This is a genomic window from Plantactinospora sp. B5E13 (assembly GCF_039871775.1).
In the GTDB taxonomy this organism is placed as follows: domain Bacteria; phylum Actinomycetota; class Actinomycetes; order Mycobacteriales; family Micromonosporaceae; genus Plantactinospora.
On record NZ_JBDPLT010000026.1, the window covers coordinates 64,506 to 89,998 of the forward strand.

Here is a 25,493-nt window from a genome sequence, read left to right on the forward strand (position 1 = left end):
CGGGATGACGCTCGGTGCCCGAGTGCTGGCCGGACCCATCGTCGCGTACCGTCGTTGGATAAGCCCGGCACTGCCGGCCCGCTGTCGGTTCCACCCGTCGTGCAGTGCGTACGCCCTGGAGGCGGTCACCCGGCACGGTGCGGTTCGGGGGACCGGTCTGGCGGTCCGACGGTTGCTGCGCTGCCACCCCTTCCACCCCGGTGGATATGACCCGGTACCGGAGCCGGGCGCACGCCGCCATGCCGATGTGACTGGAGCCCCGAATTGAGTCTCGACTGGATCTACTGGGCGATCTCGTGGATCCTGCTGCTGTGGCACTCCGCCTGGGACGCCATCGGGGTCTCCGCGGGGACCGTGCTGGGCACGAACTGGTCCTGGATCCTGGCGATCATCTTCCTGGTGGTCACGCTCCGGGTGATCCTGTTCCCGATCTTCGTCAAGCAGATCAAGTCGCAGCGGGCGATGCAGGCGATCCAGCCGCAGCTGCGCGCGCTGCAGGAGAAGCACAAGGGTGACCGGGAGACGCTCCAGAAAGAGATGATGGAGCTCTACCGGAAGGAGAAGGCCAACCCGTTGATGGGCTGCCTTCCGATCTTCCTGCAGGCTCCGGTCTTCATCGGCCTATTCCACGTACTGCGCCGTCTCGACCCGATCAACGAGGGCAAGACCCGGTACGGCTGGACGGTCGACCAGTTCGAGAGCGCCACCCACGCCCGGCTCTTCGACGTGCCGATCGCCGGCAAGTTCGGTTCGAGCGCCGCCGAGCTGGCCCGGTTGAGCGCCAGCGGCACCTCGGTCAAGATCCTCGCCGGTGTCCTGGTCGCCATCATGATCGCCACCACCTACCTGACCAGCCGTCAGATGATCCTGAAGACCGGTTGGGCGGAGGACCCGCAGCAGCGGATGATCCAGCGGCTGATGCTCTACGGCATCCCGGCGTCGTTGCTGGTCTCCGGCGCGATCTTCCCGATTGGCGTGGTCATCTACTGGGTCACCAACAACCTCTTCACCCTCGCCCAGCAGCAGTGGGTGTTGCGCAAGTACCCGCCGCCGCCCACCCCCAGCCGGCTGCCCCGCCCGGGTGAGACCAGCTCGCGTCGTACCACCGACTCCCGCAACCAGCCCCAGCCGGGCCGTCCGGGACGGCAGCCGAAGCAGGAGGCCAAGCCGGCCGGCCGGTTCGGTCGCGCCAAGGCCCCGGCCGCCCAGCCGCAGAAGCCGGCGGTCGACACCAGGGCGCTCGCACCGAAGCCGGGTGCCAAGCCGGTCAAGCCCAAGAAGGGACCGGCGCCGAAGCGTAAGGGTTGCCGCGGCGAGCGACCGGCCAGCACCAGCGGCCGGTCGCTCGCGGGATTCCGGCCGTGCCGCCGCCGCGCGCTGGCGCCGGCCGGAGTCCGCCGCGCCCCGCGCGACGGGCGGTGCCGCCCGACAGACGTGCCCGTGGCACCCGGCGATCTCCCGCCGACCACGGGAAACCAGCGGGACCGGGTACGGTCCGGCCGAGAGAGTACGGAGATGACACCGTGACCGACACCAGCATTCCCCGGGCTGAGCAGCCCCTTGAGGACTCCGATCCGGTCGTGGCCGCGGGACCGACCGAGGACGCCGAGACCAGCGAGGCCGTGGCGGTAGCCGGGGACAGCGCGGACGCCGACGCGACGGGCGACGACCGGAGCGGTTCGGACGACGAGGACCTCGACGACGAGGACGACGAGGACGACGAGGACGAGACCGTCGTGGCGGCCAACGGCGGCAAGCCGGCCGCGCCGACCAGCGACGCGGACCTGTTCCGGCAGAGCGAGATCGCCGCGGACTACGTCGAGGGTCTGCTCGACATCCTCGACTACGACGGTGACATCGACGAGCTGGTTTCCGGCGGTCGACCGGTGGTCGAGGTGGTCGGCGGTCGGCTGCAGGCGCTGGTCGGCCAGCGGGGCGCCACCCTGGAGGCGCTGCAGGAGCTGACCCGGCTCGCCGTGTTCCGGCAGACCGGCTCCCCGAGCCGGCTCCTGCTCGACGTCGGCGGCTACCGCGCGACCCGTCGCAAGGAACTCTCGGCGGTGGCGAAGAACGCGGTGGAGAAGGTAAAGCAGCACGGCGAGCCGGTACGGCTGGAGCCGATGTCCGCGTTCGAGCGCAAGTGCGTGCACGACGTGGTCAACGCCATCGCCGGGGTGGAGAGCGAGTCCGAGGGTGTCGAGCCGAACCGGCGGATCGTCGTACGTCCGGTCGACTGAGCAGCGCGATGACCTACCGTACGTCCGGCCCGGGTGGCGAGCAGCCGCCCGGGCCGTTCTCTGTTCCGCAGTCCGCACCGGCGCAGGCCCCGCCTCCGCAGTCCCCGCCCGAGGGAGCGATCGTGTCCCCGTCTTCGTCTGCGTCGTCGTCCTCTTCCTCGTCCGAGCCGCACGACCCGGCTGAGCCGCAGGGGTCGCCCGGGCCGCAGGGTGCCTCGGTGGTTCCGCTTCCGGCGGAGCTGGCCGAGTCGGCCCGTACGCTCTTCGGCGACCGGCTGCCGCTCGCGCAGGCGTACGCGGACCTGCTGGCCGGGCCCGGAGTGGTGCGTGGGTTGATCGGCCCGCGCGAGACCCCGCGGATCTGGGACCGGCACCTGCTCAACTGCGCCGCGGTGGCGGAACTGATTCCGCCGGACCGCTCCGTGGTCGACGTCGGCTCCGGAGCGGGACTGCCCGGCCTCGTGTTGGCGATCGCCCGACCCGATCTGTCGATCACCCTGGTCGAGCCGCTGGCCCGACGTGCCGGGTTCCTGGCCGAGGTGGTGAACCTGCTGGACCTCGGCGGTACGGTGACCGTGCTGCGGGCCCGGGCCGAGGAGGTCGCGGCCTACCAGCGGCGGGCTGCCCGGGGCGCCGGAGGCCGCCGGGCGAGGGCCGGCCGACCGGCGTCCGTCGGCCAGGACCGTGGTCAGGGCGCGGAGTCGGCAACCGCCGAGCAGGACGTGTACGAGTTGGCCGACGTGGTGGATCTGGCAGAACTGTCGGTACCGGCGGAGATCGTGACCGCTCGCGCGGTCGCCCCGCTCGACCGCCTGGCCGCCTGGTGTCTGCCGCTCACCGTGCCGGGCGGTCGCCTCCTGGCGCTGAAGGGTGCCACCGCGGCGGACGAGGCGGCGGAGCACGCGGCCGCGGTGCGTCGACTGGGCGGCGGCACCCCCGAGGTACGGCGGTGCGGCGTGGGTGTGGTCGACCCACCGACGACGGTCGTCGAGGTTGTCCGGGAGCGTGCGGTCGGCGCGGCCGCCAGGGGTACGGCGTCGCGGGCGTCGGGGCGTCGGCGCGGGGCGGCGGGCTGACGATCCCGCCCGTCCTCTGGATCGGATGATCCGGTGCTGGGGTCGTCCGGTGTGGCGGCACTGCTGATCCGGCGGTGGGCGGGGCGGGCCGGCGGGCAGCGCCCTGCGACACGGACCGGCCGGGCTGGCCGGTGGAGAGCCACCGGGCCGGCAGTCCGGTCGGGACAACCGGCCGGCGTGAGGTTTCCAACCCCCGAACAGTCATGGCTTCGGTTGCCCAGCGGCCGTAGGCTGACCGCGCGTCGATAGTGTGTAAGACCGGACAGCGGGCTGCGCCCGGGCCCTCGCTGCTTCCAAGCCGGGCCACGCGTGGTTCAGGGGCACGGCGCCTGAGGCGGGTACGAGCACTGACGGGCCGACACCATCCGAGTTGGCGGGGATGACACGGTGCATGACAACGGTAGGTATGACGATCCAGAGATGACGGACTCCGGGGACTACTACTCCGGCGGCGCCGATGTTTCACGTGAAACCGACTACGAAGGCTGGTCGGCCGGCGGCCGGGCCAGGTCACGGTCGCGGTCCGATCAGGTTGGGCAACCAGCCGGGTACGACGTCCCGCAGACCACCCGAGGTACGGCCCGTATTCCCTCCGGTGGGCCCGACCGGACCTCGCCGGCCAACCCGGGATATCCGGAGAGCCGGCCGGAGCAGCTGTACCCGCCGGCGGTGGCAACTGGCACGTCGGGGGTTCCCGGACCGGGCCGGCGTCGCCGGGCCAGCGATGCGGAGCAGGCACCGAGCCCGATCGGTCCGTCGGTGCCGGGCCAACCGGGTCCCACCGCCGAGTACGGTCCGGGGCCGGACCAGCCCCGGTCCGTCGGAGATCGCGGCCGGGTGCCGGCGAGTCCCGATCCGGTACGGCCGGTTCCCCCACCACAGCCGAGTCCGAGGGCTGACCACGGGCAGCCGGCACCGTCGGCGGCGAACCCTCCGTCGCCGGTCGACGGCTTCGACGGAGGTGCCGTGTCCGGCTACCCCGCGATGGCCGACACGCCCGTCGCTCCACCCCCGACCCTCACCGAGGAGCCGGCGTCTGACGCGTACGTTTCACGTGAAACGTCGTCGCGCGAACAAGACGATCCCCCGTTGGCAATGGAGGCAATGCGCGCTGTGCACATCCTTAACCCGAGCGGCGAGGTCACCATGCCACGTCCGGACCGGCCCCGGATCATGTGTGTCGCGAACCAGAAGGGCGGGGTCGGCAAGACCACCACCACCGTCAACCTGGCGGTGGCCCTCGCCCTGCACGGCAACCGTGTGCTGGTGGTGGACCTTGATCCTCAGGGCAACGCCTCGACCGGTCTGAACGTGCCGCACCACGCCGGCGTACCCGACGTCTACGACTGCCTGATCGACAACGTGCCGCTCGCCGAGGTGGCCCAGGGCGTGGAGGGCATCCCCGACCTGTGGTGCGTACCGGCGACCATCGACCTGGCGGGCGCGGAGATCGAGCTCGTCTCCGTTGTCGCGCGTGAGTCGCGCCTCGCCCGGGCCATCGCGGCGCACCCGGAGACCTTCGACTACGTCTTCATCGACTGCCCGCCCTCGCTCGGCCTGCTCACCGTCAACGCGTTGGTCGCCGCGCAGGAGGTGCTGATCCCGATCCAGTGCGAGTACTACGCGCTGGAGGGGCTCAACCAGCTGATCAACAACATCAACCTGGTACGTCAGCACCTCAATCCCACGCTGGAGGTCTCGACGATCCTGCTCACCATGTACGACCGGCGGACCCGGCTGGCGGACGCGGTGGAACAGGACGTCCGGAACCACTTCGGTGACAAGGTCCTGCAGTCGGTGATCCCGCGGAATGTGCGGGTCTCGGAGGCACCCAGTTATGGTCAGTCCGTCATGACCTACGATCCCGGTTCCCGGGGTGCCACGAGCTACTTCGAGGCGGCCCAGGAGATTGCGATGCGTGGCGTCAAGCAGGCGGTCGGCCGCAATGCGTAGGTCGTCGAGGGGTTCGCTGGGAGGCGTGGCATGAAGAACCGTCCGCGAGGTGGACTGGGTCGCGGGTTGGGCGCGTTGATCCCCACCGGGCCGGCGCCGGCCGCCGGGGTGGTCACCGCCGAGCCTCCGGTCAACCTGCCGGACTCTGCCGTACCGGTGAGCGGCGAGGACGTCCCGGCGCCCCCGGCCCCGGCCCCGGTCCAGGTCCCGGCCGCCGCTCCGCCGCCTCCGGCCGAGCCTGAGCTGGCGCCGGTTCCCGGAGCCCGGTTCGCCGAGATCCCGTTGGACTCGATCGTCCCCAACCCCAAGCAGCCCCGTCAGATCTTTGACGAGGAGGCGTTGGAGGAGCTCAAGCACTCGATCGAGGAGGTCGGCTTCCTCCAGCCGATCGTGGTACGCCAACTTCCGGACGACCGCTACGAACTCGTGATGGGTGAACGGCGGTGGCGGGCGGCGCAGGCCGTCGGCCGTACCTCGATCCCGGCGATCATCCGAGACACCCGGGACGACGCGATGCTCCGGGACGCGCTGCTGGAGAACATCCACCGGGCCAACCTCAACCCGCTGGAAGAGGCGGCGGCGTACCAGCAGCTCCTGGAGGAGTTCGGGGCGACGCACGAGGAGTTGGCCCGGCGGATCGGCCGGAGCCGTCCGCAGATCTCGAACACGATCCGTCTGCTGAACCTTCCACCGGAGGTCCAGAAGCGGGTCGCCGCAGGGGTGCTCTCCGCGGGGCATGCCCGCGCGTTGCTCGGCCTGGAGGATCCGGCCGCGCAGGAGGAGCTGGCCCTGAGAATCGTCCGCGAGGGGCTTTCGGTTCGGGCCACCGAGGAGGTGGTCAAGCTTGCCGAGATTTCGCCGAAGCGGCCGACGCCGGCGAAGCGACGGCCCAAGGTGCACGCTCCGGGCCTGACCGACCTGGCGGACCGGCTCTCCGATCGGTTCGACACCCGGGTCAAGGTCGACATCAACCGCAACAAGGGCAAGATCACGATCGAGTTCGCCACGGTCGACGACCTGGAACGGATCGTCGGCATCATCGGCATGGATCAGGAGTCGGAGACCGACTCGGAGGACTGACCCCCTGGCTCACCGCCCTTCGCCACAGCGGCCGCGTCTCCCCCAGAGGGGAACGCGGCCGCTGGCTTCTGGGGCATTGCGGCGATTGCGCGCCAAGACGCGCCCCGAAGCAGCATCGCGGTCGCCGTGCCACGGGCACCCAAGAGCGCCATCGCGGCCACCGGGCCGCAACGTCCCGGGGGAGCACCATCGGGGTCGCCCTGCCACTGGCATCCGGGAGCGCCCTAGCCGCACGTGCCGCGGGAGCGCCTGCCGGTCACCACCGCCTGTCGCAAGCGCCCGGGGACGCCGGGCACGTTCGCCGCTCGAGTCGTTTGTCCACCGGCACCGGCACCGGCACCGGCATCCGGGCCACCGCCACCGGCACCGGGTGGCCCGGTTTGGTCTGCGGCCGAGGGTGCCTGAGGTCCTTCCCCGACGCCGCGGGCCGGCCGAACCGCCATCCCGGATGCCAACCGCATGGCCGCGCTCCGTGACCGCAGGCGGTGTGGCTTCGTTGTGGATTCCGGGGATGCGGACCGACTGCGGAGTCCCCGTTTCACGTGAAACGGGGAGGCGCCGGATGAGGGATAGTGCTGCGGATGTCAGGTGCGGTTTCACGTGAAACGGGGCCCGGTGGTGGGCCGCGTCGGGCCGGGGCGAGGAGACCGTGGGTGCGCGACATCAGCGAACGCTTCGATGTCTGCGGATGAAGGCGGGGCGACGAGAGAGCGCTGTGGAAGATCGCGGCGGACTCGGGCGTAATCCACAGGTGTTTTCCACAGGTACCCCTGGTTTCACGTGAAACGGCGCGTAGACCGGGGTGCCAGCCTGTGGATGACGGAGTGAAAATAGCCGTCCACGACCCCCGTGCCGGGATGCGACGAGTGTCGGGAGCGGTGACGGCGAGCGGGTGACGGGCGCCACGTCGGGTGTTCGGCGGGGTGAAACGAGGACGGCGGGTAGCCCGGCCGTCGACTGCGCGACGGGGCGCGATCGGCCGGTACGGGATCCGGACGCCGGCCGTCGAATCAGGTAGGGACAGCGGTCCCGAACTCGGTTAGGGTCAGCGTCGTGCCCCACACCCCTGCCCCTGTTCCAGACTTCACCAGGTGGCCTTCCTTCCCCTTCGAGGGCGAGTTCCGGGTCAAGCAACTCGACGAGCCGGTGGCCGTCGAGCCGCCGCGTAAAGGCGAAGGTTCCAGTGAATGCCACTCCTGCAACGCTCCGGACGACGCCTACATCTGGGTCAGTGAGCGTTGGCGGGTACGTGCCATGGACCGGCCGACCGGCCTGCCGATGGTGCTGATCCTCGAATCCCGGTCCCATCTCGATCTGGGGGATCTGCCGAACCTGCTCGCCGCCGAACTCGGTGTGATGACCGTACGGCTGGAGCGGGCGATCCGCTCCCTGGACGGCGTCGCCCGGGTCCACGTCAACCGGTGGGGAGACGGCGCCGCGCACCTGCACCTGTGGTTCCTTGCCCGACCGTACGGGCGGCTGCAGCTGCGCGGCACCTTCCTGTCCCTGTGGGACGACATCCTGCCGCCGATTCCCGAGCCGCAGTGGCGGGAGAATCTCGCCCTTGTCGCGGCCTGGCTCGCCGAGTTCGGTGGGCGTCCACTGGCGGAGCCGCCACGGATTCAGTGGCAGGCGCCGTCGAGCCTGAACCAGTTGCCCCCGGAGTCGAGGTCGGCGCCGCCGGTGGATCCGTTGTCCGTCGGCGGGCCGGTCGCCGAGTCGTCGCCGGAGACAGCCGTCGTGGCCGACCCTGCCGTCGGGTCAGCGCCGACCGCCGACGGGACGACAGCGGAGAGGGCCGTGTCGGAGAGAGTCGCGTCGGAGAACGTCGGGCCGGAGAACGCCACGGCACAGAGCACGGCAACAGCGGAGACGACGGACGAGCGCACGGACGCTTCGGCGACCGGGTACCGGCCATCCGAGGGCGACCGGGCGACCCGGGAATTCTGAGCCACTCTCGGAATCCGTTCGGAAGCTCAGTTGGTATCGGGCCCCGTACTCCGGCTCCGATCAGGGCCGGGTCGGTACGGGCGCCCGTACCGGGCCATCGCCCGCGTCCTGACGCCGGACGCGGGGTGGCTCGGATCAGGCCCGGCCGGCGGTCCGGCGCAGGGCGGCCCGGCTGACCATAATGCGGAGCAGCTCGCCGAAGTCGAGGCCGGCGGCGGCGACCGCGAGCGGCAGCAGCGAGGTCTCGGTCATCCCCGGCGAGACGTTGACCTCCAGCACGTGCGGCTGGTCGTGCTGGTCGACGATCAGATCCACCCGGGACAGGTCGCGCAGGCCGAGCGCGGTGTGTGCGGCGAGGGCGGTCTCCGCCACCCGGGCCGCGGCGGACGCCGACAGCCGGGCCGGCGCGTGCCACGTGGTCAGACCGGCCGTGTACCGGGCGGCGTAGTCGTAGACGCCGTTGCGGGGCACGATCTCGACGGCCGGCAGGGCGCGCGGACCGTCGCCCAGGTCGACGACGGAGACCGCCACGTCCATTCCGGGTACGTAACGTTCGACCAACGCGGTCGAGTCGTACCCGAAACAGCCGACCATCGCGGCCGGCAGCGCGGCGAGTTCCCGGACCACGGCGGCGCCGAGCCCCGAACCACCCTGTGCCGGCTTGATCATCAGTGGCAGACCGAGCCGTTCGACGATCCGGTCCAGGACGGCGACCGCGCCGAGTTCGGAGAAGCGGTCGTGCGGCAGCGCCACCCAGTCGGGCGTCGGGATGCCGTCCTCGCGCAGCACCGCCTTTGCCGACGGCTTGTCCCAGGCGAGCCGGGACGCCCGGGCGTCACAGCCGACGTACGGCACGTCGCAGAGGTCGAGTACGCCGCGCAGCGAGCCGTCCTCGCCGGTCGCCCCGTGCAGGGCGATCACCACCGCGTCCGGTGGGTCGTCCCGCAGCGTCGGCAGCAGGGTGGCGTCGGCGTCCCGGAGTTCCGCCTCCACCCCGACCGACCGCAGCGCGTCGAGTACCCGCCGCCCGGACTTCAGCGACACGTCGCGCTCGTACGACAGTCCGCCGGCCAGGACCAGCACCCGCAGGTCCGCAGTGGCCTCGCGGGGCAGCGGCGCCGGCCACCGTACGGTGCCGTCGACGGTCTCGTCGAGCGAGTGGCCTGGGGAGTTCGTACCCATGCCGGAGATCATGCCAAGTCGGGACCCGGCACGTCGGCACCGGCCTGGCCCCGGCGTCGGGCCGGCCCGGTGACCGCGCCGAAGACCTCCCGCATCGCGGCCTCCTGCTCCATCACGGTGGCCAGCCGGCGTACGCCCTCGCGGATCCGCTCCGGCGGCGGGAACGAGAAGTTGAGTCGCATGTGGCCGCCGCCGGTGCCGTCGGCGTAGAAGCCGGTCCCGGGTACGTAGGCGACCCGGGCGGCGATCGCCCGCGGCATCATCGCCTTGGCGTCGAGCCCGTCCGGCAGGTTGGCCCAGACGAAGAGCCCGCCGCCCGGTTCGGTCCAGGTGGTGCCGGCCGGCATGTAGTCGGCGAGCGCGTCGAGCAGCGCGTCCCGGCGTTCCCGGTACACCTCACGGTAGATCTTGATCTGCTGTCGCCACGGCATCGTGGAGAGGTAGGTGGTGACGGCGGACTGGGCGAAGGCGCTCGGGCAGAGGATCTGCGCCTCGGTGGCGATCACCAGCTTGTCCCGTACCGCGTGCGGGGCCAGGATCCAGCCGACCCGCAGCCCGGGCGCGAAGGTCTTGGAGAAGGTGCCGAGGTAGAAGACGCCGTCCCGACGGCGGGCCCGCAGCGGCGCCGGAGCCTCCTGGTCGAACCAGAGCTGGCCGTACGGGTCGTCCTCGACCACCAGCAGGCCGGCCCGTTCACAGATGTCGAGCACCCGTTCCCGGCGCTCCTCGCTCAGCGTCACGCCGGCCGGGTTCTGGAACGTCGGGATGGTGTAGAGGAACTTCGCCCGGCGACCGGTGCGGGCCACGTCGGCGATGGCCAGTTCCAGCGCCTCCGGGATCAGCCCGTCGGCGTCCATCGGTACGTGCACCACCTGGGCCTGCGCGCTCTGGAAGACACCGAGCGCGCCGACGTAGGTGGGCCCTTCGGCGAGTACGACGTCGCCCGGGTCGAGGAAGAGCCGGGCGACGAGGTCGAGCGCCTGCTGGCCGCCCACGGTCACCACCACGTCCTCCGGGGAGGCGCCGCAGCCGACGTCGATGCCGGAGAGCGCCATCACCTCGCAGATCCGTTCGCGCAGCTCGAGCGTGCCCTGGCCGATGCCGTACTGGAGGGTTGTCGTGCCCTGGTTGGTGGCGAGCCGGTTCAGCATCTCGCCGACCGCGTCCAGCGGCAACGCGGCGATGTAGGGGGCGCCACCGGCGAGCGAGACGACCTCCGGCCGGCTGGCCACGGCGAACAGGGCCCGGATCTCCGAAGCCGTCATGCCGCGGACCCGTCGGGCGTACCGGTCCGTGTAGTCGTCGTGCGTCGTGCCGGTCATCTCGTCTCCTCGCTGCGCTCGTCACCGCCACGACCCGGACGAGCGGGTCGGCCGGCGGCCCCCGCCCCGCTGGGTCATGTCGTCTCCCCTGCTGCGTTGGTCACCGTCACCGCTGGTGGAACGCCGCCGACAGGGCCCGGTGGGGCGCGTCCGCATCGACGTCTCTCGGCCCCGTCGGGGGTCGACCGGCAGTCTCGCCGATCGGCGCTCGTCGGTCGATCGTAATCCCGCTCACCACCTCCGGTCCTCACCTCGGCGGACCGTCCACATGCCGGACCGGCTGAGTCACCCCGGGTGGTGCCGGAATCACCCGGGCGTGTTCCGATCGTCCGGGCGAGAGTCCGGTCGGTACGGTCCTCTCCCGGGCGGCGGACTTCCGGCGTACCATCGCTCGTTGGGGATAGTGACCCGGGGATGGCGATATTTGCGGTCTTTGGACCCTCCGAGATGATTTTTTGGGGATACGCCGATGTCGCGACGTCTGGTGAGTCTGACCCTCGACACGCTCGAGGACCTGCCCCGGCCCTGTCGCCAGTGTGTCTACTGGGAACTGGACCCGGTTTCGGCCGAGCGGGCCTGCGAGGCGGGTGATCCCGGCCTGGAGAAGGAGGCATGGGTCTCCCAGACGCTGCTCGAGTGGGGCTCCTGCGGCAAGCTGGTCTACGTCGACGGTATGCCCGCCGGATTCGTGATGTATGCGCCGCCGGCCTATGTTCCCCGCTCGATGGCGTTCCCGACCTCGCCGGTCTCCGCCGACGCCGCGCTGCTCACCACGGCGTACATCGTCACCGCCTTTGCCGGCGGCGGGCTGGGCCGGATGCTGGTCCAGGGGGTCGCCCGGGATCTGACCAAACGCGGGATAAAGGCGATCGAGGCGTTCGGTGACGCCAAGTTCGGTGACGCCAAGTTCGGCGATGCCGGGGAGGGTGCCGGCCGCTGCGTCGCGCCGGCCGACTACTTCCTCTCGGTGGGTTTCAAAACGGTACGTCCCCACCCGCGCTATCCCCGGCTGCGTCTGGAACTGCGGACCGCGCTGTCCTGGAAGTCGGACGTCGAGTACGCCCTGGAGAAGCTGCTCGGCTCGATGAGCCCGGAGGGACTGCTCCGGCCGGTCCGACCGGCGACCCGGTCCACCGCCGGCTGAACCGTCATCGACGTCGACGCAGCGCCGGGTCCGCCAGCGGCTGGACCGTCGACGGCGGACGGCCCGGTGCACCACGGCTCACCTGCCGGTCGGGAGGGCCGTACCCGAGCCCGGGTCAGTCGCGGGCGGCCGAGCCGGCGGCGACCATCGCCCGCAGCTCGCCCACGTCGATCGAGCCGGTCGGGACGTCCTGCTCGACCGGGTAGTACATCCGCTGCACGGCGGCGACGATCGCGTCCACCACCCGGTCCCGGAACCGCGGATCGGTCAGCCGGGCACGATCGTCCGGCGAGGTGAGATAACCGACGTCGACCCGGACCGCAGGCATCCGGGTCATCCGCAGCAGCTCCCACGACTTCGCGTGGGTGTGACAGTCCCGCAGCCCGGTCCGGACCACGATCTCGCGCTGGACCAGGCCGGCCAGCCGCTCGCCGACCGTCGAGGTCACCCCGTTCGAGGTGCCGTAGTGGTACGTCGCCACCCCGTCCGCCTCCGGATTGACGTGACCGTCGACGTGTAACGAGATCAGCAGGTCGCCGCCGAGTTCGTTGGCGAGTTCGGCGCGGTGGAGATCGGAGAGCGGGGCGGCCGGCGCGGGGCCCCGGGTGAGGTGGACCCGTACGCCGACGGCGGCGAGCCGGCCCTCCAACCGGGCGGCGAGGTCGTACGCGAGATCGGCCTCGGTCCAGTTCAGCCGGCCGTCGGTAACCACGAAACCCGGATCGAACGGATCGTGCCCCGGGTCGATCACGATGACCTTGCCGACCAGGTTCGGGCCGGACTGCCGGAACGCGTCGGACTCCCGGAGCCACTGCGGGCGCCCACCGACCACCTTCCGGCCCAGTCGACGGAGCGCGTTCATCGTCTGTGGTCCACAGGCGCCGTCCGGGCCGAGTCCGACCTCGCGCTGGAACTGGGCGACCGCGCGGGCGGTCCGGGCGCCGTACACCCCGTCGGCGCGACCGACGTCGTAGCCCATCTCCAGCAGGCGTTCCTGGAGGGTCCGGACGTCCTCTCCGACGAGCGGGTCCGGAAGCGCCTGGTAGAGCGTTCGGGCGCCGAGCCGCCAGCGGGCCGCGTCCAGGGCCCGCCAGGTTTCCGGACCGACCTGTCCGTCGACGCTCAGGCCCCGGTCCTGCTGGAAGGTACGCACCGCGCGTTCCGTCTCGGCGTCGAAGTTGTCGACGCCCGGTGGCCCGCCGGCGGGCAGCAGGTTCAGGCTGACCAGGACGGAGCGGATCTCCGTCACCGCGGGTCCTCGATCATCACGTCGGATCGGACGCACGGACGACCTCCTCTGCGTGCCAGCGAGCTGTTGTGCCCACCCCGTCGGGGCGGGGCCGGAGCGAGGACCGCTCCGGCCGGTTCACGGCGTTGTTCCTGTGCCCCGGACCCCGGCCAGGGTCGTGCCGGTACACCACACGGGGGTAGAACGCTCCCGGAGCGTACCGTGACCTTTCCACCGCCGTCCGCTGTTGCCCGGAGCCGGGACGGGTCAAACAACCGGCCGGACCAGGTCGTCGCGCGGTGGCCCGCTCTGGAGTCCGCTCAGGCCGTCTGAGCTGGGCAGAGACGACCGCGCCCGCATCCGGTTGTCGCGGATGCGGGCGCGGAACGGATCGGCCGGCGTCGGCTCAGAGCGCCGTCTCGATGAGCTTGACCAGGTCGCCCTTGGGCCGGGCGCCGACGATCGACTGGACCGGTTCGCCACCCTTGAACATGGTGAGGGTCGGTGCCGACATCACCCGGTACGCCCGGGTCGTCTCCGGGTTCTCGTCGATGTTGAGCTTGACGATGCGGACCGCGTCACCCATCTCGCCGGCGATCTCCTCCAGCAGCATGTCGACCTTGCGGCACGGTGCGCACCACTCGGCCCAGAAGTCCACCAGCACCGGCTTGTCGGACTGCAGTACGTCACTGACGAAGTTGGCGTCGGTGACGACGCTTGTTGCTCCCACTTGACCCTCCTCGGGGGGTTGTTCAGTCTTCTTCCAGAGTCGCCAGGAACCGTTCGGCGTCCAGGGCGGCGGCGCAGCCGGTACCCGCCGCGGTGATCGCCTGCCGGTAGGTGTGGTCGACGAGGTCCCCGGCGGCGAAGACGCCGGGGATGTTGGTACGGGTGCCCGGGGCGTCGACCTTGACGTAGCCGTTCTCGTCCAGTTCGACCTGGCCCCGGAAGAGTTCGCTGCGCGGGTCGTGCCCGATCGCCACGAACACGCCGCCGACCGCCAGCGTCTTGGTTTCGCCGGTGTGCGTGTTGCGCAGCCGGACGCCGGTGACCTTGCCGTCGTCGCCGAGTACCTCCTCGACCACGCTGTTCCACTCGACCTGGATCTTGTCGTTCGCCAGGGCACGGTCGGCCATGATCTTGCTGGCCCGGAACTCGTCGCGACGGTGGATGATCGTGACCTTGCTGGCGAACCGGGTGAGGAAGGTCGCCTCCTCCATCGCCGAGTCGCCGCCACCGACCACGACGATCTCCTGCTGCCGGAAGAAGAAGCCGTCACAGGTGGCGCAGGAGGAGACACCGTGGCCGAGGTACTCCTGCTCGCCCGGTACGCCCAGCGGGCGCCAGGCCGAGCCGGTGCTCAGGATGACCGCCCTGGCCCGGTACGTCGTCTCGCCGACGTACACCGTGTGAGCCGCGCCGGAGCCCGGCACACCGGTGTCGACCAGCTCGACCCGGGTCACGTCGTCGGTGACGAACTCGGCGCCGAACCGTTCGGCCTGCTTGCGCATCGAGTCCATCAGCTCCGGACCCATGATCCCGTCGGCGAAGCCGGGGAAGTTCTCCACCTCGGTGGTGGTCATCAGGGCACCGCCGGACTGCACACCCTCGATGACCAGCGGTTTGAGATTGGCCCGGGCGGCGTAGACCGCGGCCGTGTACCCGGCCGGCCCTGAGCCGATAATGATCAGGTTGCGGACCTCATCCACTGCCGTCTCCCGATGTGTGTCTATGCGCCCCAGCGCAGCGCGCCGATGGCGGTCCGGGCGCCGACCGCGTACGGCATCGGCGCTTGCAAGCCAGAACGTCATCGTACGAAGCGGGGATTCCCTAGCCGGTCATCCGGTGGGTCATGTCACTGCCTCGCCGAAAGGGCCGCTGAGGCGTTGTTTCACCCTACCCGGGTCTGATAGGTGACGTCGGCCTCCGTCGGAGACGTTCCGCACTCCGGCCCGGTGGCCCAGGCCCACCGGGCTCCGGACTGGTCGGTGAAGACGACAACCAGGGCGGCCCTGCCCTCGAACAGGGCGTAGTCCACCAGGTCGACGGTGACCGGTCCCCGGGCGTGGGTCGCGGCGACCGCGTCGAGGCACCGGGCGAGGACGGACGGGTCGGCCAGCCGCTCCAGTCCCGGTACCGGGACTGGAGCGGCGACGGTCGCGCGGGACTCCTGTTCCACCGGCCCGCCGGTGGAACCGTCGGTCGTGTCCTGCTGGGTGCCCCGGCTGGTCGCCGGAGCCTTGGTGGCAGCCCGGCTGAACGGGTCCCGGGCGAGGTCTTCGACGTTCCCGGCGAGGGTGTTCGAGGTGTAGTTGCTGCCGGTCGCCAGTACCCGTTCGGCGCCGGGGCCCGGCATCGTCGGAGGCGACCCGGAGCCGAGCAGCGGGGCGGCCTCGGCGTTGTCGCGGGTGGTGCTGTACGCCGTACCGGTGGCCTGCTCGTCGCTGCCGGAGACCGTACCCAGGCGACTGATCGCGAAGCCGGCGAATCCCACCACCACGGCGGCGAGCACCACCGGCCCGGCGGCCCGGCGGACCCAGCGTCGGCGACGGCCCGGTCCCCGGGTGGCCGGCGACGGCCCGGTCCGGGTCTGCACGGGTACGCCGGAGAGCCGGCGTCCGGCCCGACCCGGAACCGACGTGTCGTCCCGTTTCCGGTCCGCCGCCAGGGTGGACGGCGACGGCTCGTCAGATTCGGCGTCCCCGGCCGTCCCCGCGGCCGTCCCGTCGTCGGCCCCGACGGTGCCCGCGTCGGCCCCGGCGTCCTCAGCGTCCCCGGGCTGTGTGACAGCGTCCCCGGGCTGTGCGGCGTCGTCCGCCCAGCCAGCGTCGATCGTCTGCGCGGCGGGGTGATCCAGAGCCGCTCGGTCGAGTGCCGCCTCGATGTGGTCGACCACCACCGCCGGCATCGGCTCCGGTGGCGAGGCGAGGCTCGCCAGGTCCAGCCGGACGGCGTCGAGCCCGCCGGTCAGCGCCGCGTACGCCGCCGCCCAGTCCGGCGCCTGCGTGACCAACCGGGCGACCTCGGCCTCGTCGGGGGTGCCGTCGAGCGCGCCGCCGACATAGTCGGCCAGCAGGTCGAGATCGACCTCCCTGAACTGGCCGCCGGTCACGGTTCCTCCTGCTCCGGGCCGGGTGCCCCCCGGCTCCGATCCTGTCTCCCCGGAATCCGACCACCTGTGGACCGGACCGACGGGCCACGTCCGGACCGGGTTGATGTAGGTCGGACGTCGGGGTCGGGGCCGGGGTTCCCGCTGGTGACCGACGGCACGTCGGTGCCCAGCTCGCCAGCGCCCTGTTCCTTGGTGTCCCGTTCACCGGTGTTCCGCCCACCGGCCGTGACCTTCGCCCCGGCCGTCGACGGTCGGAGATGGCCGAGCAGCACGGCGAGTCGGGCCCGCCCCCGGGCACACCGGCTCTTCACGGTGCCCTCGGCGACCCCGAGGATCACCGCGACCTCGCTGACCGGGTAGCCCTGCAGGTCCACCAGAACGAGGGCGGCCCGCTGTTCGACCGGCAGTTCGGCGAGGGCCTGCCGGACGACCAGCGTGGTGTCGTGGTCGACGGCGGGTGCCGCCGGTTCCACCCCACCGACCCACCGGGGACTGTCGGCCGCTCGGCTGCTGTCCGGCAGGGGAACCGTGGGATGGGCCTGCCGGCGGCGGATCCGGTCGAGGCAGGCGTTCACCACGATCCGGTGCAGCCAGGTGGTGACGGCCGCGTCGCCGCGGAACCCCGACGCGGCCCGGTGGGCGGAGAGCAGCGCGTCCTGGAGCGCGTCCGCCGCCTCCTCCCGGTCGTTGAGAGTGCGCATCGCGACCGCCCAGAGCCGGTCCCGGTGTCGGTGGAAGAGGGCGGTGAAGGCGGTCCGGTCGCCGTCGACGTGGGCCCGCAGCAGCTCGGCGTCGGTCCGCTCCACAGGTTCGGCCCGCAGCAGCTCAGCGTCGGTTGTCCGCTCCGCCGGTTCGGCCCGCGCCGCCGGGACGGTGACGTCTGCCGCGGGTGCCGGCACGGCACCGTCCGGCGGGACCGGTCCCGTCTGCGGCCACGGGGGTGTGGCCGCCGGGCTGGTCCGGCCGGCGGCGTCCGAGCCCCGTGCGCCGGTCATGGCCGCACGATAACCGAATGTCGCTTTTTCCGGGGAGACCGGCGACTCACCGGGCCTGGACCGTTATCTCCTGGACACCGATCTTGTACCGGTACGGTTCGCTCTGCGGCAGCTCGGTGATCCAGAGCATGAGGTATTGGTACTTCTGCCCCGGGGTGAAGTCGCTGAAGTTGACGGTGAGACCCTCGGTCTTCTCGTACGGGTTGCCGATCCGGTTCTTGTACGCCCTCAGCAGCGCCTTGTCGCCGGCGTTGGTGGACGGGAAGTCGGCGGTGCCCCAGCGCAGCTCGGCGGAGACCCCCGGAGCGGAGAACTCGACCTGCACGCTGGTGACCTCCTTCGGCTCACGGAGGTTGATCAGGATCCCCATCCCGGGCTTGGCGCGGCCGAAGTTGGGGTGGTCGTGGTAGCTCTCGGTCTCCCAACTCGTGTTGGAATCACCGTCCACCACCTTCTCCACGCCGTCCAGCTCGCTCCGGGTGCCGTCCGGGTCGATCACCCGTACCTGGTTGGGCCGGAGGTCGAGCTTCACCGGCTTGCGGACCGGCTCGGGCTCGCCCGCCGCGCCGGCCTGGGCGGTCCCGGTCGGTGCCGGCGGCTGGGCGGTCCCGGTCCCGGTGTTGTCGTCGGAGAGCACGTTGATGCCGATCAGCAGGCCGACCAGGGCCACGACCAGCAGCGCGCCGACTCCGATCAGGGTTTTCCGGCCGCCGGTCGCGGGCAGGTCCGGGGTGGCCTCGGCGCTGGTGAAGCGGAGCGGACCGCTGTCGAAGTCCTGTTCCTCGGCGGCCGCGGCCAACCGGCCGAGTTCGCCGGAGATCACGTCGGAGGAGGGGACCCCGAGCTGGGCGTCCAGCAGGTCCATGGTGAGGTCGTCGAGGTACGCGGGCACCCCGGCCCGGACCTGCCGGGGCGCGGCGATGGCACCACTGGCGTCTCGGACCGCGTCCGGTACGGCGGCCCGGGCCCGCCGGACGTTGCCGCCGGTGAGCGGCGCCTCGGCGTGCGGCCAGTGCCCGGTCAGCGAGTAGTAGAGGATGCCGCCGACCGCCCGTACGTCGGTTTCCGGGCTGTCCGCGCCGTCGGTACGCGCGTCGGCGAGCACCACCCGCCCGTCGTCGGCGATCATCACGGTGCCGGGGTGCACGTTGCCGTGCACCATGCCGGTGGCGTGGATCGCGGCGATCGCCCCGGCGACGGCGTGTGCGACGGCGGTGGCCCGGGTCGGGTCGAGGGTTCCCTCGGCGACGACCTCGCGCAGCGACTGCCCGTCGACCCACTCACGGACGACGTACGCCCGGTCCTCCTCGTCGATGGCGTCGTAGACGCCGACCAGGTTGGGGTGGATCACCCGGCTGGCCACGACGGCGGCCTGGAGCATCTCCTTCGCGGAGTCGCCGCCGGGGTGGCGCAGCACCACGGCGACCGGCCGGCGCAGTACGACGTCGACACCGCGCCAGACCTGCCGGCCGGCGCTGTCGTCGTTGATGTGTGCCGTGAGCTGGTACCGCTCGGCCAGGATCTCACCGACGGCGGGCGCACCGAAGGTCATCACGGAGGGAGTGCCCTCGTCCGCCTCCTGACCTTCGCCGACCTGGGTCACCCGTCCTCCCTCGGTGATCGTGTCGATCGCTGGACCCGTGCTGCTGGGCATGTGGCTTCCGTTCCGCCTTCGAAGGAGTTCGGACGGCCATCGGCCCTTTCTAGCCTAGGCGTTCGCCGCATCCGTCGAGAGCGACCTTACCTGGGTCTGACTGATCCCCGACACGTCATCTTGCGGCCGTAGGTGACCAGCTGCCGGAGATGTCGCGAACCGCACCTGAACTCCCGACGCCGTCCGCGCTACCGACACGTGCGGTTAGCAATCTATAGGTTGATTTCAACTGTCTTACGCCGGGTGGCGTCCGTGCCCGGGACCCGTCCGGCGATCCCTTCTGTCGGCCTCGGTGTCACCGGCGGCCCCGGTCACGTCGGCGGGCCGGGGTGACCGGCGGACCGGTGGCTGCGGGACCGGGTGGACCGTGGACCGGGGTGGGCCCCGCCCGCCTTCCCCGGCGCGCGGCGATTATGCCGCCGGCGAGTCAACTGAGGACAGCGGGCCCGCCGGTGACCACACCGTCCGGTACGCCGCTTGTCGCAGGGTCCGTCCTGACGGCCAGTCAGTTGATCCTGACGTCGTGTTATCCACAGCTGCCACCTGGGCTTTTTCAGCGGATCGACGGGTTATCCACAGCGATATCCCCAGCCCTCCTTTCGGCTGGGGAGGACGGCTTGGTCCAGGGGCCGAGCCGGATGAGCGGCGGCGGGAAGGACGGCTTGGTCCAGGGGGCCGGAGCCGGATGATTCAGCGGCGGGGAAGGGGCGGGACCGGTCAGCGGCCGAGCCGGCGGCGCAGCATGCCGACCACGTCGGTGATCTCACGGATCCGCAGCAGCATCGCGAGACCGAGGTACGTGCCGCCGATGGCCAGGCCACCGATCACCACCTCGACGAAGCCGAGCAACTGGTTGCCCAGGGCGTCGCCGGGGAGCAACACCATGACCAGGATGCCGACCAGGGTCGCGCCGAGGGCGGCGACCAGCACCCGACCGAAGGTGCCGACCATCTCACCGATCCCGATCCGGCCGATCCGGGGCCGCAGCATCCGCGCGGAGATCACCGCCGCCGCGACGTACGAGACGGCGTTGCCGATCATCATTCCGGGAGCCAGGAACGACAGCGAGAAGGCCGCGAAGACCAGCACCTGTACCAGGATCCGGAGCACCACCACCGGGATGTTGATCAGCGCGGGCATCCGGGTGTCGGGCAGGGCCCAGAAGGCGAAGGTGAAGATCTGGCTGACCGAGAACGGGATCAGCGCCAGCGCGGCGACCAGCAGCACCGGCGCGATGGCTCCGGCGTCGCCCTGGGCGGCACCGTAGTCGAAGAGGACCACCGCGATCGGGTCGGCGAGCACGGCGTAACAGACCGCGATCGGGGCGAGGACGGCGGTGACGGTCCGGACGGTCCGGGACAGGTCGGCCGCCATGTCGGTGAACCGCCCGTCGGCGGCGGCCGAACTCATCCGGGGCATCAGCGCGGTGATGATCGAGACGGCGATGATGCCGTGCGCCATCATCAGCAGCAGGAAGACGTTGTTGTAGATGGCCGGCCCGGCGGACTCCTCGTCGACCTGGTTGAGCAGGTTGAACAGCACGATCAGACCGATCGAGTTGACCACCACGTAGCAGAGCATCCAGCCACCGAGCCGGCCCAACTCCCGCAGGCCGAGGGCCCGGAAGTCGAACCGCCACCGCCAGCGGAAGCCGACCTTGCGCAGTGCGGGCACCAGCGCGGCGACCTGGACCACGATGCCGAGCAGGGTGCCGCCGCCGAGCAGCAGGATCTGCCCGCGACCCAGGTCGCCGGGCTCGACGCGCTTCGCGCCGAAGACCACGATGTAGATGGCACAGGCGCCGATGATCACCAGGTTGTTCAGGATCGGTGCCCACATCGGTGCCGCGAAGTGCCCCCGGGTGTTCAGCACCGCGGCGACCAGGGCACTCAGCCCGGAGAAGAAGATGATCGGCAGCATCAGCTGGGCGAGGTCGGTGACCAGCTTGTGGTAGTCCGCACCCCGGTTGCCGGCGTAGATCGCGGTCAGCAGTGGGGCCGCGAGGATCGCCAGCACCGTCGCCACGCCGAGGGCGAGCACCGCCAGGGTGAGCAGCCGCTGGGCGTACGCCTGGCCGCCGTCCCGGTCGACCTTGCGGCGGCGGACCAGCACCGGCACGACGACGCTGGTCAGCACGCCGCCGAGCAGGAACTCGTAGACCATCTGCGGAATGATCAGCGCGGTGGAGTACGCGTCGTTGACGGCGAGCACGCCGATCGCCGCGGCGACCATCAGGGTACGGAGGAAGCCGGTACCCCGACTGACCAGGCTGCCGATCGCCATGATCGCGCTGTTGCCGGCCGCGCTGCCCTCGGCGGTCTCCGGCGGCGGGTTGGTGCTCTCGATGATCGGACTGGTGCCGATCAGGGTGGCGCCGTCCTGCGGCGGCGGTACCCCGTCGGGCATGGCGTTCGCGCTGCGGTACAGCCCGCTTGCCATGTCAGCCTCCCAAGGGGTACGGCGGACCGGGTGCCCGCCCGCACTGCTGCAGACCTTAGTCAACCGGGCCGGTGAACGTCGGGGCGCGTCACTGCCGACCGGTGTGCCCGCCACCACCGTGCCCTGGTCGGCCCGCTAGGCTGGCGATCCCATGTCCGAAGCATCTGTCCCGCAGGCAGCCCGTTCCGCGCCGTCCACCAGCAGGTCGGCCGGTGCCGCGCAGGCGAAGGCCGGCGCTGACCCGTCGACCGCCGACCCGTCCACCGGTGGTCCGGGCCCCGAGGCTACCGACCCGGCGACGGCCGGCCGGCTCTCCGCCGCCCAGCGCAACGCGGTCGCGGAACTGCTCCGGGTCTCCCCGGTCGCCGACGAACTCGGACGCCGGTTCGCCCGCGCCGGACACGAACTGCACCTGGTCGGCGGCTCGGTCCGGGACGCGCTGCTCGGCCGGCTCGGTGACGACCTCGACTTCGCCACCGACGCGCACCCGGACGAGACGCTGCGGCTGCTCAAGGGCTGGGCCGAGGCGACCTGGGAGACCGGGCGCGAGTTCGGCACGATCGGCGCCCAGCGGGACGGGTTGCGCCTGGAGATCACCACCTTCCGCGCCGAGTCGTACGACCAGGTGAGCCGGAACCCGGTGGTCGAGTACGGCACCAACCTGGTCGACGACCTGCGGCGCCGCGACTTCACCGTCAACGCGATGGCGGTCAGCCTGCCCGGACACGAGTTCACCGACCCGTACGGCGGGCTTGCCGACCTCGCCGACCGGATCATCCGTACCCCGGGCACCCCGCAGGAGTCGTTCGGCGACGACCCGCTGCGGATGCTCCGGGCCGCCCGGTTCGCGGCGCAGCTGCGGTTCGCCGTACACCCGGCGGTGCGGGACGCGATGCGGGCGATGGCCGTCGACCTGGACCGGATCACCGCCGAGCGGATCCGTGACGAGTTCACCAAGCTGCTCTGCGGCGCCGACCCGGTGACCGGGCTGCGGCTGCTGGTCGACACCGGGCTGGCCGACCGGTTCCTGCCGGAGCTGTCCGGGCTGAAGCTGGAGATCGACGAGCACGCCCAGCACAAGGACGTCTACGAGCACACCCTGATCGTGGTCAGCAACGCGATCCGGCTGGAGGGCGAGGCCGGCTGCGACTTCGTACTCCGGATGGCGGCGCTGATGCACGACGTCGGCAAGCCGGCGACGAAGGCGGTCGGGTCGGACGGCCGGGTCAGCTTCCACCACCACGAGCTGGTCGGGGCGCGGCTGACCAAGCAGCGGATGAAGGCGCTGCGCTATCCCAAGGACGTGACCGCCCAGGTGACCACGCTGGTCGGCCTGCACCTGCGGTTCTACGGCTACGGCCGCGGCGAGTGGACCGACTCCGCGGTACGCCGGTACGTCACCGACGCCGGCGACCTGCTGCCCCGGCTGCACAAGCTGACCCGCTCCGACTGCACCACCCGCAACCGGCGCAAGGCGGCACAGCTCGCCGCCGACTACGACGCGCTGGAGGAGCGGATCGCCCGACTGCAGGACGAGGAGGACCTGGCCCGGGTCCGTCCCGACCTGGACGGCAACGCGATCATGGAGCTGCTCGGCGTACCGCCGGGGCCCATCGTCGGGCGGGCCTGGCGGCACCTCAAGGAGGTACGCCTGGAGCGCGGCCCCCTGGACCGGGACGAGGCCGAGGCGGAACTCTGGCGTTGGGCCCGCGACCAGGGGATTCTCGGCGGCTAGCCGGGTCAGCGCAGTGCCGACCGGGCGGTCGGGACGAGGCGCAGCCGTTCCGGGGCGCCGTCGAGCGTCGCGGCCAGTTCGGGCAGTACCTCGGTCTGCCACCTGACCGACCGGTCCAGCCGGCGCAGGTGTGTTTCGACCTGCTCGACGTCGGCGAACCGGGAGAACCAGACGACGACGTGCTCGCCGGTACGGACGGGCAGGGCCGGGAAGGTGTTCTCGGCGTACTCGGTTCGCAGGCAGGCGAGCGGTGCGCCGCCGGCCTCGGCCAGCGCCGGTGCCACCAGGTGACGGAACAGGTCGGCGAACCCGGCGTCGACCGGTGCGGTCCGACGGCAGATCGTCGCGACGACAACCGGGGACGGCGGCCGGGCCGGTCCGGTGGCCGGAGGTACGTCCGCCGGTGGGCGTACCCCGGTCGGTGCGGGGAAGCCGGAGCGGTCGTCCAGCGGGCGCAGCAGCAGTACGTCGTCCGAGTCGACCATGGTGGCGTTGGCCCGGTCCCGATGCCGTTGCCAGATCGGCCCGCCGTAGAAGTCGTGCAGTGCCACCGACCGCCGGGCCATGTCGGGAAAGCCGCGGAGCCAGACGAACCGGTTCGGGTCGTCCAGGTCGCGGAACTGGCCGATCAGGGTCATCCCGGTCGCCTCCTGCGTTTCGACGAACTCGCGCTCGAAGAGCGTGATCAGCTCGTCGCGTCGACCGTCGTGCAGGGTGTAACGCCGTAGTTCGACAACCGGGCAGCGCAGGGTCACGGGGTCAGCTCCAGGGTCCGGTGCAGTACGTCGGCGATCGACGTACCGGCGAGTTCGCGGCGCAGGGCCTGTTCCACGCCGTCGTAGACTCCGGTCAGCGCGGGGCGGATGCCCCGGCCGACCGGGCATTCCAGGTTGGGTTCGGTGTGGTGCATCGCGAAGAGCGGGTCCCGCTCGACCGCCTCGTAGACGTCGAGCAGGGTGATCTGCTCCGGTGGTCGGGCCAGACGCCATCCCGCACCGGCACCCCGTCGTACCTCCACCAGTCCGGCGCGGTGGAGTTCGCCGAGGCCGCGTCGGATCACCACCGGGTTGGTGAGCACGCTCGCGGCGACCTCGTCCGAGGTCAGTACGGCCTGCCCGCGTCGGTGTGCCAACGCCAGCCAGGCGAGGGCGTGCACCGCGATGGTGAGTCTGCTGTTCGCCGCCATCGTTCCTCCGTGGACGATCGACTGACGCTGACTGTAACAGTAATGGTTACAGCTGGGCTCCCCTGATCCGGCGGCTCCCGCCGGTCGGCGGCATTCCGGCGGCTCACCGCCGGTCGGCCCGCTCCGCTACCGTCGCAGTCGACATCGGAGTTGTCGTCGGCGGGCGTCGAGGAGGCGGGCGTGGCGGTCTCTGGGCGGCCAGCCGGCCGTTCCTACCTGGTACCGATCGTGGCCTTGGGGTCGACGCTCGTTGCCCTGGTCGTCGCCATCGGGGTGGTCCTGGTCCTCCGGGGCGACGCGACGTCGTCCCACGACGGTTTTCCGGCGCCCGACGGCAGCCCGACGAGCGGCCCGGCCGCCGGTGACCGCACGTCCGCCGGTGACACCAGCTCCACCGGCCCGCCCACCGGTCCGGCCGCCGAGGGGGCGGAGTGCCTGGTCGGCACCTGGCGGGTCACCGAGCACCGGGAACAGGTGGACGTGCCGGACGTGGGCCGGCTCAGCTTCACCGGCGGCGCCGGCACCCGGCTGTCGCTGAGCGCCGGAGGCACGGCGATCACCGACTACGGCACCGGCACCAGCTACCGTGCCGGCTACGCGGGGCAGGACGTGATCCTGGAACTGCGCGGCCGGGTCAACTTCCGGTACGCGGCGACCGGCGACCGGTTCGAGTTGCTCGACCTGCGCTCCGACGCCGAGTTCCGGCTCTCGGTCGGCGACCGTCCCGCCAGCGGCTGGCAGCCGTTCACCGCCTCGACCGCGCCGTCCGGCTACACCTGTGTCGGGGACTCGCTGACCCAGCGGTCGCTGGTCGCCACCACCCTCTACACCCGGACGGACTGACCACCCGATGACCCGACTGACCACCCCACCGCCGCCGGCTGGGCTGCTGCACAGGTTTCCCAACTCGAGGATCCGCTTGTGTCCGCAGTCTGATGACCTGCGGTTTTAGGTTCTTTTGTCTGCGTATGCCGGTCGCTTCGGGGCCTTGCTGTGATCGCTTGCTCGAGGTCAGCGAGCAGGGTGGCTTGCCCGAGATCGTCGGCGAAGATGCGGCGGTCGAAACCACGGTCGGCGCGCTGGGCGAGGGTGATGAGGGCTTCGCGGGTGTAGCGGCCGGATCGGAGTGTGGCGTGGTTGGGATAGGCCGCGGCCGTGCTCGTGGCCCAAATGATCATTGAGCGAGTGCGACGGGCATTG

General features: G+C 71.4%; 21 protein-coding genes. 10 read left to right on the forward strand and 11 right to left on the reverse strand.

Annotated features, from left to right (window positions below):
- The first annotated feature begins 4 nt into the window (after positions 1 to 4).
- From yidD to ABGB05_RS22770, 7 genes are all read left to right on the forward strand, one after another.
- Complete coding sequence (yidD, locus tag ABGB05_RS22740; RefSeq protein ID WP_347655517.1) at positions 5 to 268, forward strand: membrane protein insertion efficiency factor YidD; 264 nt, start codon at positions 5 to 7, stop codon at positions 266 to 268.
- On the forward strand, positions 265 to 1,527 hold the full coding sequence (gene yidC / locus ABGB05_RS22745; protein ID WP_347655484.1) for a membrane protein insertase YidC: 1,263 nt from the start codon (positions 265 to 267) through the stop codon (positions 1,525 to 1,527). Before yidD ends, yidC begins: the two co-directional genes overlap by 4 nt.
- Positions 1,524 to 2,237: a R3H domain-containing nucleic acid-binding protein gene (locus ABGB05_RS22750; RefSeq protein ID WP_347655485.1), complete on the forward strand. Its 714-nt coding sequence runs from the start codon at positions 1,524 to 1,526 to the stop codon at positions 2,235 to 2,237. Before yidC ends, ABGB05_RS22750 begins: the two co-directional genes overlap by 4 nt.
- Positions 2,238 to 2,455: 218 nt before the next feature.
- Positions 2,456 to 3,313 carry a 16S rRNA (guanine(527)-N(7))-methyltransferase RsmG gene (locus ABGB05_RS22755; RefSeq protein ID WP_347655486.1) on the forward strand — a complete coding sequence of 286 codons (858 nt, stop codon included), beginning with the start codon at positions 2,456 to 2,458 and terminating at the stop codon, positions 3,311 to 3,313.
- A 984-nt stretch (positions 3,314 to 4,297) separates the two neighbouring features.
- Positions 4,298 to 5,266, forward strand: a complete 969-nt coding sequence (locus ABGB05_RS22760) for a ParA family protein (RefSeq protein WP_347655518.1) — start codon at positions 4,298 to 4,300, stop codon at positions 5,264 to 5,266.
- Between the two features lie 30 nt (positions 5,267 to 5,296).
- Complete coding sequence (locus ABGB05_RS22765; protein WP_347655487.1) at positions 5,297 to 6,346, forward strand: ParB/RepB/Spo0J family partition protein; 1,050 nt, start codon at positions 5,297 to 5,299, stop codon at positions 6,344 to 6,346.
- 1,053 nt (positions 6,347 to 7,399) lie between these two features.
- Positions 7,400 to 8,296, forward strand: a complete 897-nt coding sequence (locus ABGB05_RS22770) for a hypothetical protein (protein ID WP_347655488.1) — start codon at positions 7,400 to 7,402, stop codon at positions 8,294 to 8,296.
- 135 nt (positions 8,297 to 8,431) lie between these two features.
- On the opposite strand, the gene ABGB05_RS22775 is transcribed toward ABGB05_RS22770, so the two are convergent.
- Together ABGB05_RS22775 and ABGB05_RS22780 are read right to left on the reverse strand one after the other, a co-directional pair.
- Entirely contained in the window at positions 8,432 to 9,478 is a 1,047-nt protein-coding gene (locus tag ABGB05_RS22775) for a D-alanine--D-alanine ligase (protein WP_347655489.1), read from the reverse strand.
- An 8-nt stretch (positions 9,479 to 9,486) separates the two neighbouring features.
- Entirely contained in the window at positions 9,487 to 10,800 is a 1,314-nt protein-coding gene (locus ABGB05_RS22780) for a PLP-dependent aminotransferase family protein (RefSeq protein WP_347655490.1), read from the reverse strand.
- 469 nt (positions 10,801 to 11,269) lie between these two features.
- Here ABGB05_RS22780 and ABGB05_RS22785 point away from each other — a divergent pair, with 469 nt between their 5' ends.
- Positions 11,270 to 11,944, forward strand: coding sequence for a GNAT family N-acetyltransferase (locus tag ABGB05_RS22785; RefSeq protein ID WP_347655491.1), 675 nt, complete (start codon positions 11,270 to 11,272; stop codon positions 11,942 to 11,944).
- Between the two features lie 115 nt (positions 11,945 to 12,059).
- Here the strand turns inward: ABGB05_RS22785 and ABGB05_RS22790 are convergent, their stop codons facing one another.
- The 7 genes from ABGB05_RS22790 to murJ all read right to left on the reverse strand — a co-directional run bounded on the left by ABGB05_RS22790 (position 12,060) and on the right by murJ (position 21,372).
- Complete coding sequence (locus ABGB05_RS22790) at positions 12,060 to 13,229, reverse strand: peptidoglycan-binding protein (protein WP_347655492.1); 1,170 nt, start codon at positions 13,227 to 13,229, stop codon at positions 12,060 to 12,062.
- Between the two features lie 349 nt (positions 13,230 to 13,578).
- Positions 13,579 to 13,902, reverse strand: coding sequence for a thioredoxin (gene trxA / locus ABGB05_RS22795; RefSeq protein WP_347655493.1), 324 nt, complete (start codon positions 13,900 to 13,902; stop codon positions 13,579 to 13,581).
- Positions 13,903 to 13,924: 22 nt separating this feature from the next.
- Positions 13,925 to 14,881 carry a thioredoxin-disulfide reductase gene (gene trxB, locus ABGB05_RS22800; protein WP_347655494.1) on the reverse strand — a complete coding sequence of 319 codons (957 nt, stop codon included), beginning with the start codon at positions 14,879 to 14,881 and terminating at the stop codon, positions 13,925 to 13,927.
- A gap of 182 nt (positions 14,882 to 15,063) precedes the next feature.
- On the reverse strand, positions 15,064 to 16,284 hold the full coding sequence (locus ABGB05_RS22805) for a hypothetical protein (RefSeq protein ID WP_347655495.1): 1,221 nt from the start codon (positions 16,282 to 16,284) through the stop codon (positions 15,064 to 15,066).
- Positions 16,281 to 17,108 carry an RNA polymerase sigma factor SigM gene (gene sigM / locus ABGB05_RS22810; RefSeq protein WP_347655519.1) on the reverse strand — a complete coding sequence of 276 codons (828 nt, stop codon included), beginning with the start codon at positions 17,106 to 17,108 and terminating at the stop codon, positions 16,281 to 16,283. The genes ABGB05_RS22805 and sigM overlap by 4 nt, the downstream gene beginning before the upstream one ends.
- A gap of 217 nt (positions 17,109 to 17,325) precedes the next feature.
- Entirely contained in the window at positions 17,326 to 18,933 is a 1,608-nt protein-coding gene (locus ABGB05_RS22815) for a protein kinase family protein (RefSeq protein ID WP_347655496.1), read from the reverse strand.
- A gap of 717 nt (positions 18,934 to 19,650) precedes the next feature.
- Entirely contained in the window at positions 19,651 to 21,372 is a 1,722-nt protein-coding gene (murJ, locus tag ABGB05_RS22820; RefSeq protein WP_347655497.1) for a murein biosynthesis integral membrane protein MurJ, read from the reverse strand.
- Positions 21,373 to 21,523: 151 nt separating this feature from the next.
- On the opposite strand from murJ, the gene ABGB05_RS22825 reads away from it, so the two are divergent.
- Positions 21,524 to 23,107 (forward strand): CCA tRNA nucleotidyltransferase, encoded by a 1,584-nt coding sequence (locus tag ABGB05_RS22825; protein ID WP_347655498.1) that lies wholly within the window; start codon positions 21,524 to 21,526, stop codon positions 23,105 to 23,107.
- A gap of 5 nt (positions 23,108 to 23,112) precedes the next feature.
- Here ABGB05_RS22825 and ABGB05_RS22830 read toward each other — a convergent pair whose 3' ends face one another.
- Both ABGB05_RS22830 and ABGB05_RS22835 read right to left on the reverse strand, forming a co-directional pair.
- Positions 23,113 to 23,862 carry an NIPSNAP family protein gene (locus ABGB05_RS22830; RefSeq protein WP_347655499.1) on the reverse strand — a complete coding sequence of 250 codons (750 nt, stop codon included), beginning with the start codon at positions 23,860 to 23,862 and terminating at the stop codon, positions 23,113 to 23,115.
- On the reverse strand, positions 23,859 to 24,293 hold the full coding sequence (locus ABGB05_RS22835; RefSeq protein WP_347655500.1) for an Rrf2 family transcriptional regulator: 435 nt from the start codon (positions 24,291 to 24,293) through the stop codon (positions 23,859 to 23,861). Before ABGB05_RS22835 ends, ABGB05_RS22830 begins: the two co-directional genes overlap by 4 nt.
- A gap of 180 nt (positions 24,294 to 24,473) precedes the next feature.
- Here ABGB05_RS22835 and ABGB05_RS22840 point away from each other — a divergent pair, with 180 nt between their 5' ends.
- Entirely contained in the window at positions 24,474 to 25,136 is a 663-nt protein-coding gene (locus ABGB05_RS22840) for a hypothetical protein (protein ID WP_347655501.1), read from the forward strand.
- Positions 25,137 to 25,493: the final 357 nt, after the last annotated feature.

Coding starts and splice junctions, on each gene's coding strand:
- ABGB05_RS22775 (WP_347655489.1), bottom strand. CDS start 9,478: ATGGGTACGAACTCCCCAGGCCACTCGCTCGACGAGACCGTCGACGGC.
- ABGB05_RS22760 (WP_347655518.1), top strand. CDS start 4,298: ATGGCCGACACGCCCGTCGCTCCACCCCCGACCCTCACCGAGGAGCCG.
- ABGB05_RS22780 (WP_347655490.1), bottom strand. CDS start 10,800: ATGACCGGCACGACGCACGACGACTACACGGACCGGTACGCCCGACGG.
- murJ (WP_347655497.1), bottom strand. CDS start 21,372: ATGGCAAGCGGGCTGTACCGCAGCGCGAACGCCATGCCCGACGGGGTA.
- ABGB05_RS22835 (WP_347655500.1), bottom strand. CDS start 24,293: ATGGCGGCGAACAGCAGACTCACCATCGCGGTGCACGCCCTCGCCTGG.
- ABGB05_RS22765 (WP_347655487.1), top strand. CDS start 5,297: ATGAAGAACCGTCCGCGAGGTGGACTGGGTCGCGGGTTGGGCGCGTTG.
- ABGB05_RS22815 (WP_347655496.1), bottom strand. CDS start 18,933: ATGCCCAGCAGCACGGGTCCAGCGATCGACACGATCACCGAGGGAGGA.
- ABGB05_RS22825 (WP_347655498.1), top strand. CDS start 21,524: ATGTCCGAAGCATCTGTCCCGCAGGCAGCCCGTTCCGCGCCGTCCACC.
- ABGB05_RS22785 (WP_347655491.1), top strand. CDS start 11,270: ATGTCGCGACGTCTGGTGAGTCTGACCCTCGACACGCTCGAGGACCTG.
- yidD (WP_347655517.1), top strand. CDS start 5: ATGACGCTCGGTGCCCGAGTGCTGGCCGGACCCATCGTCGCGTACCGT.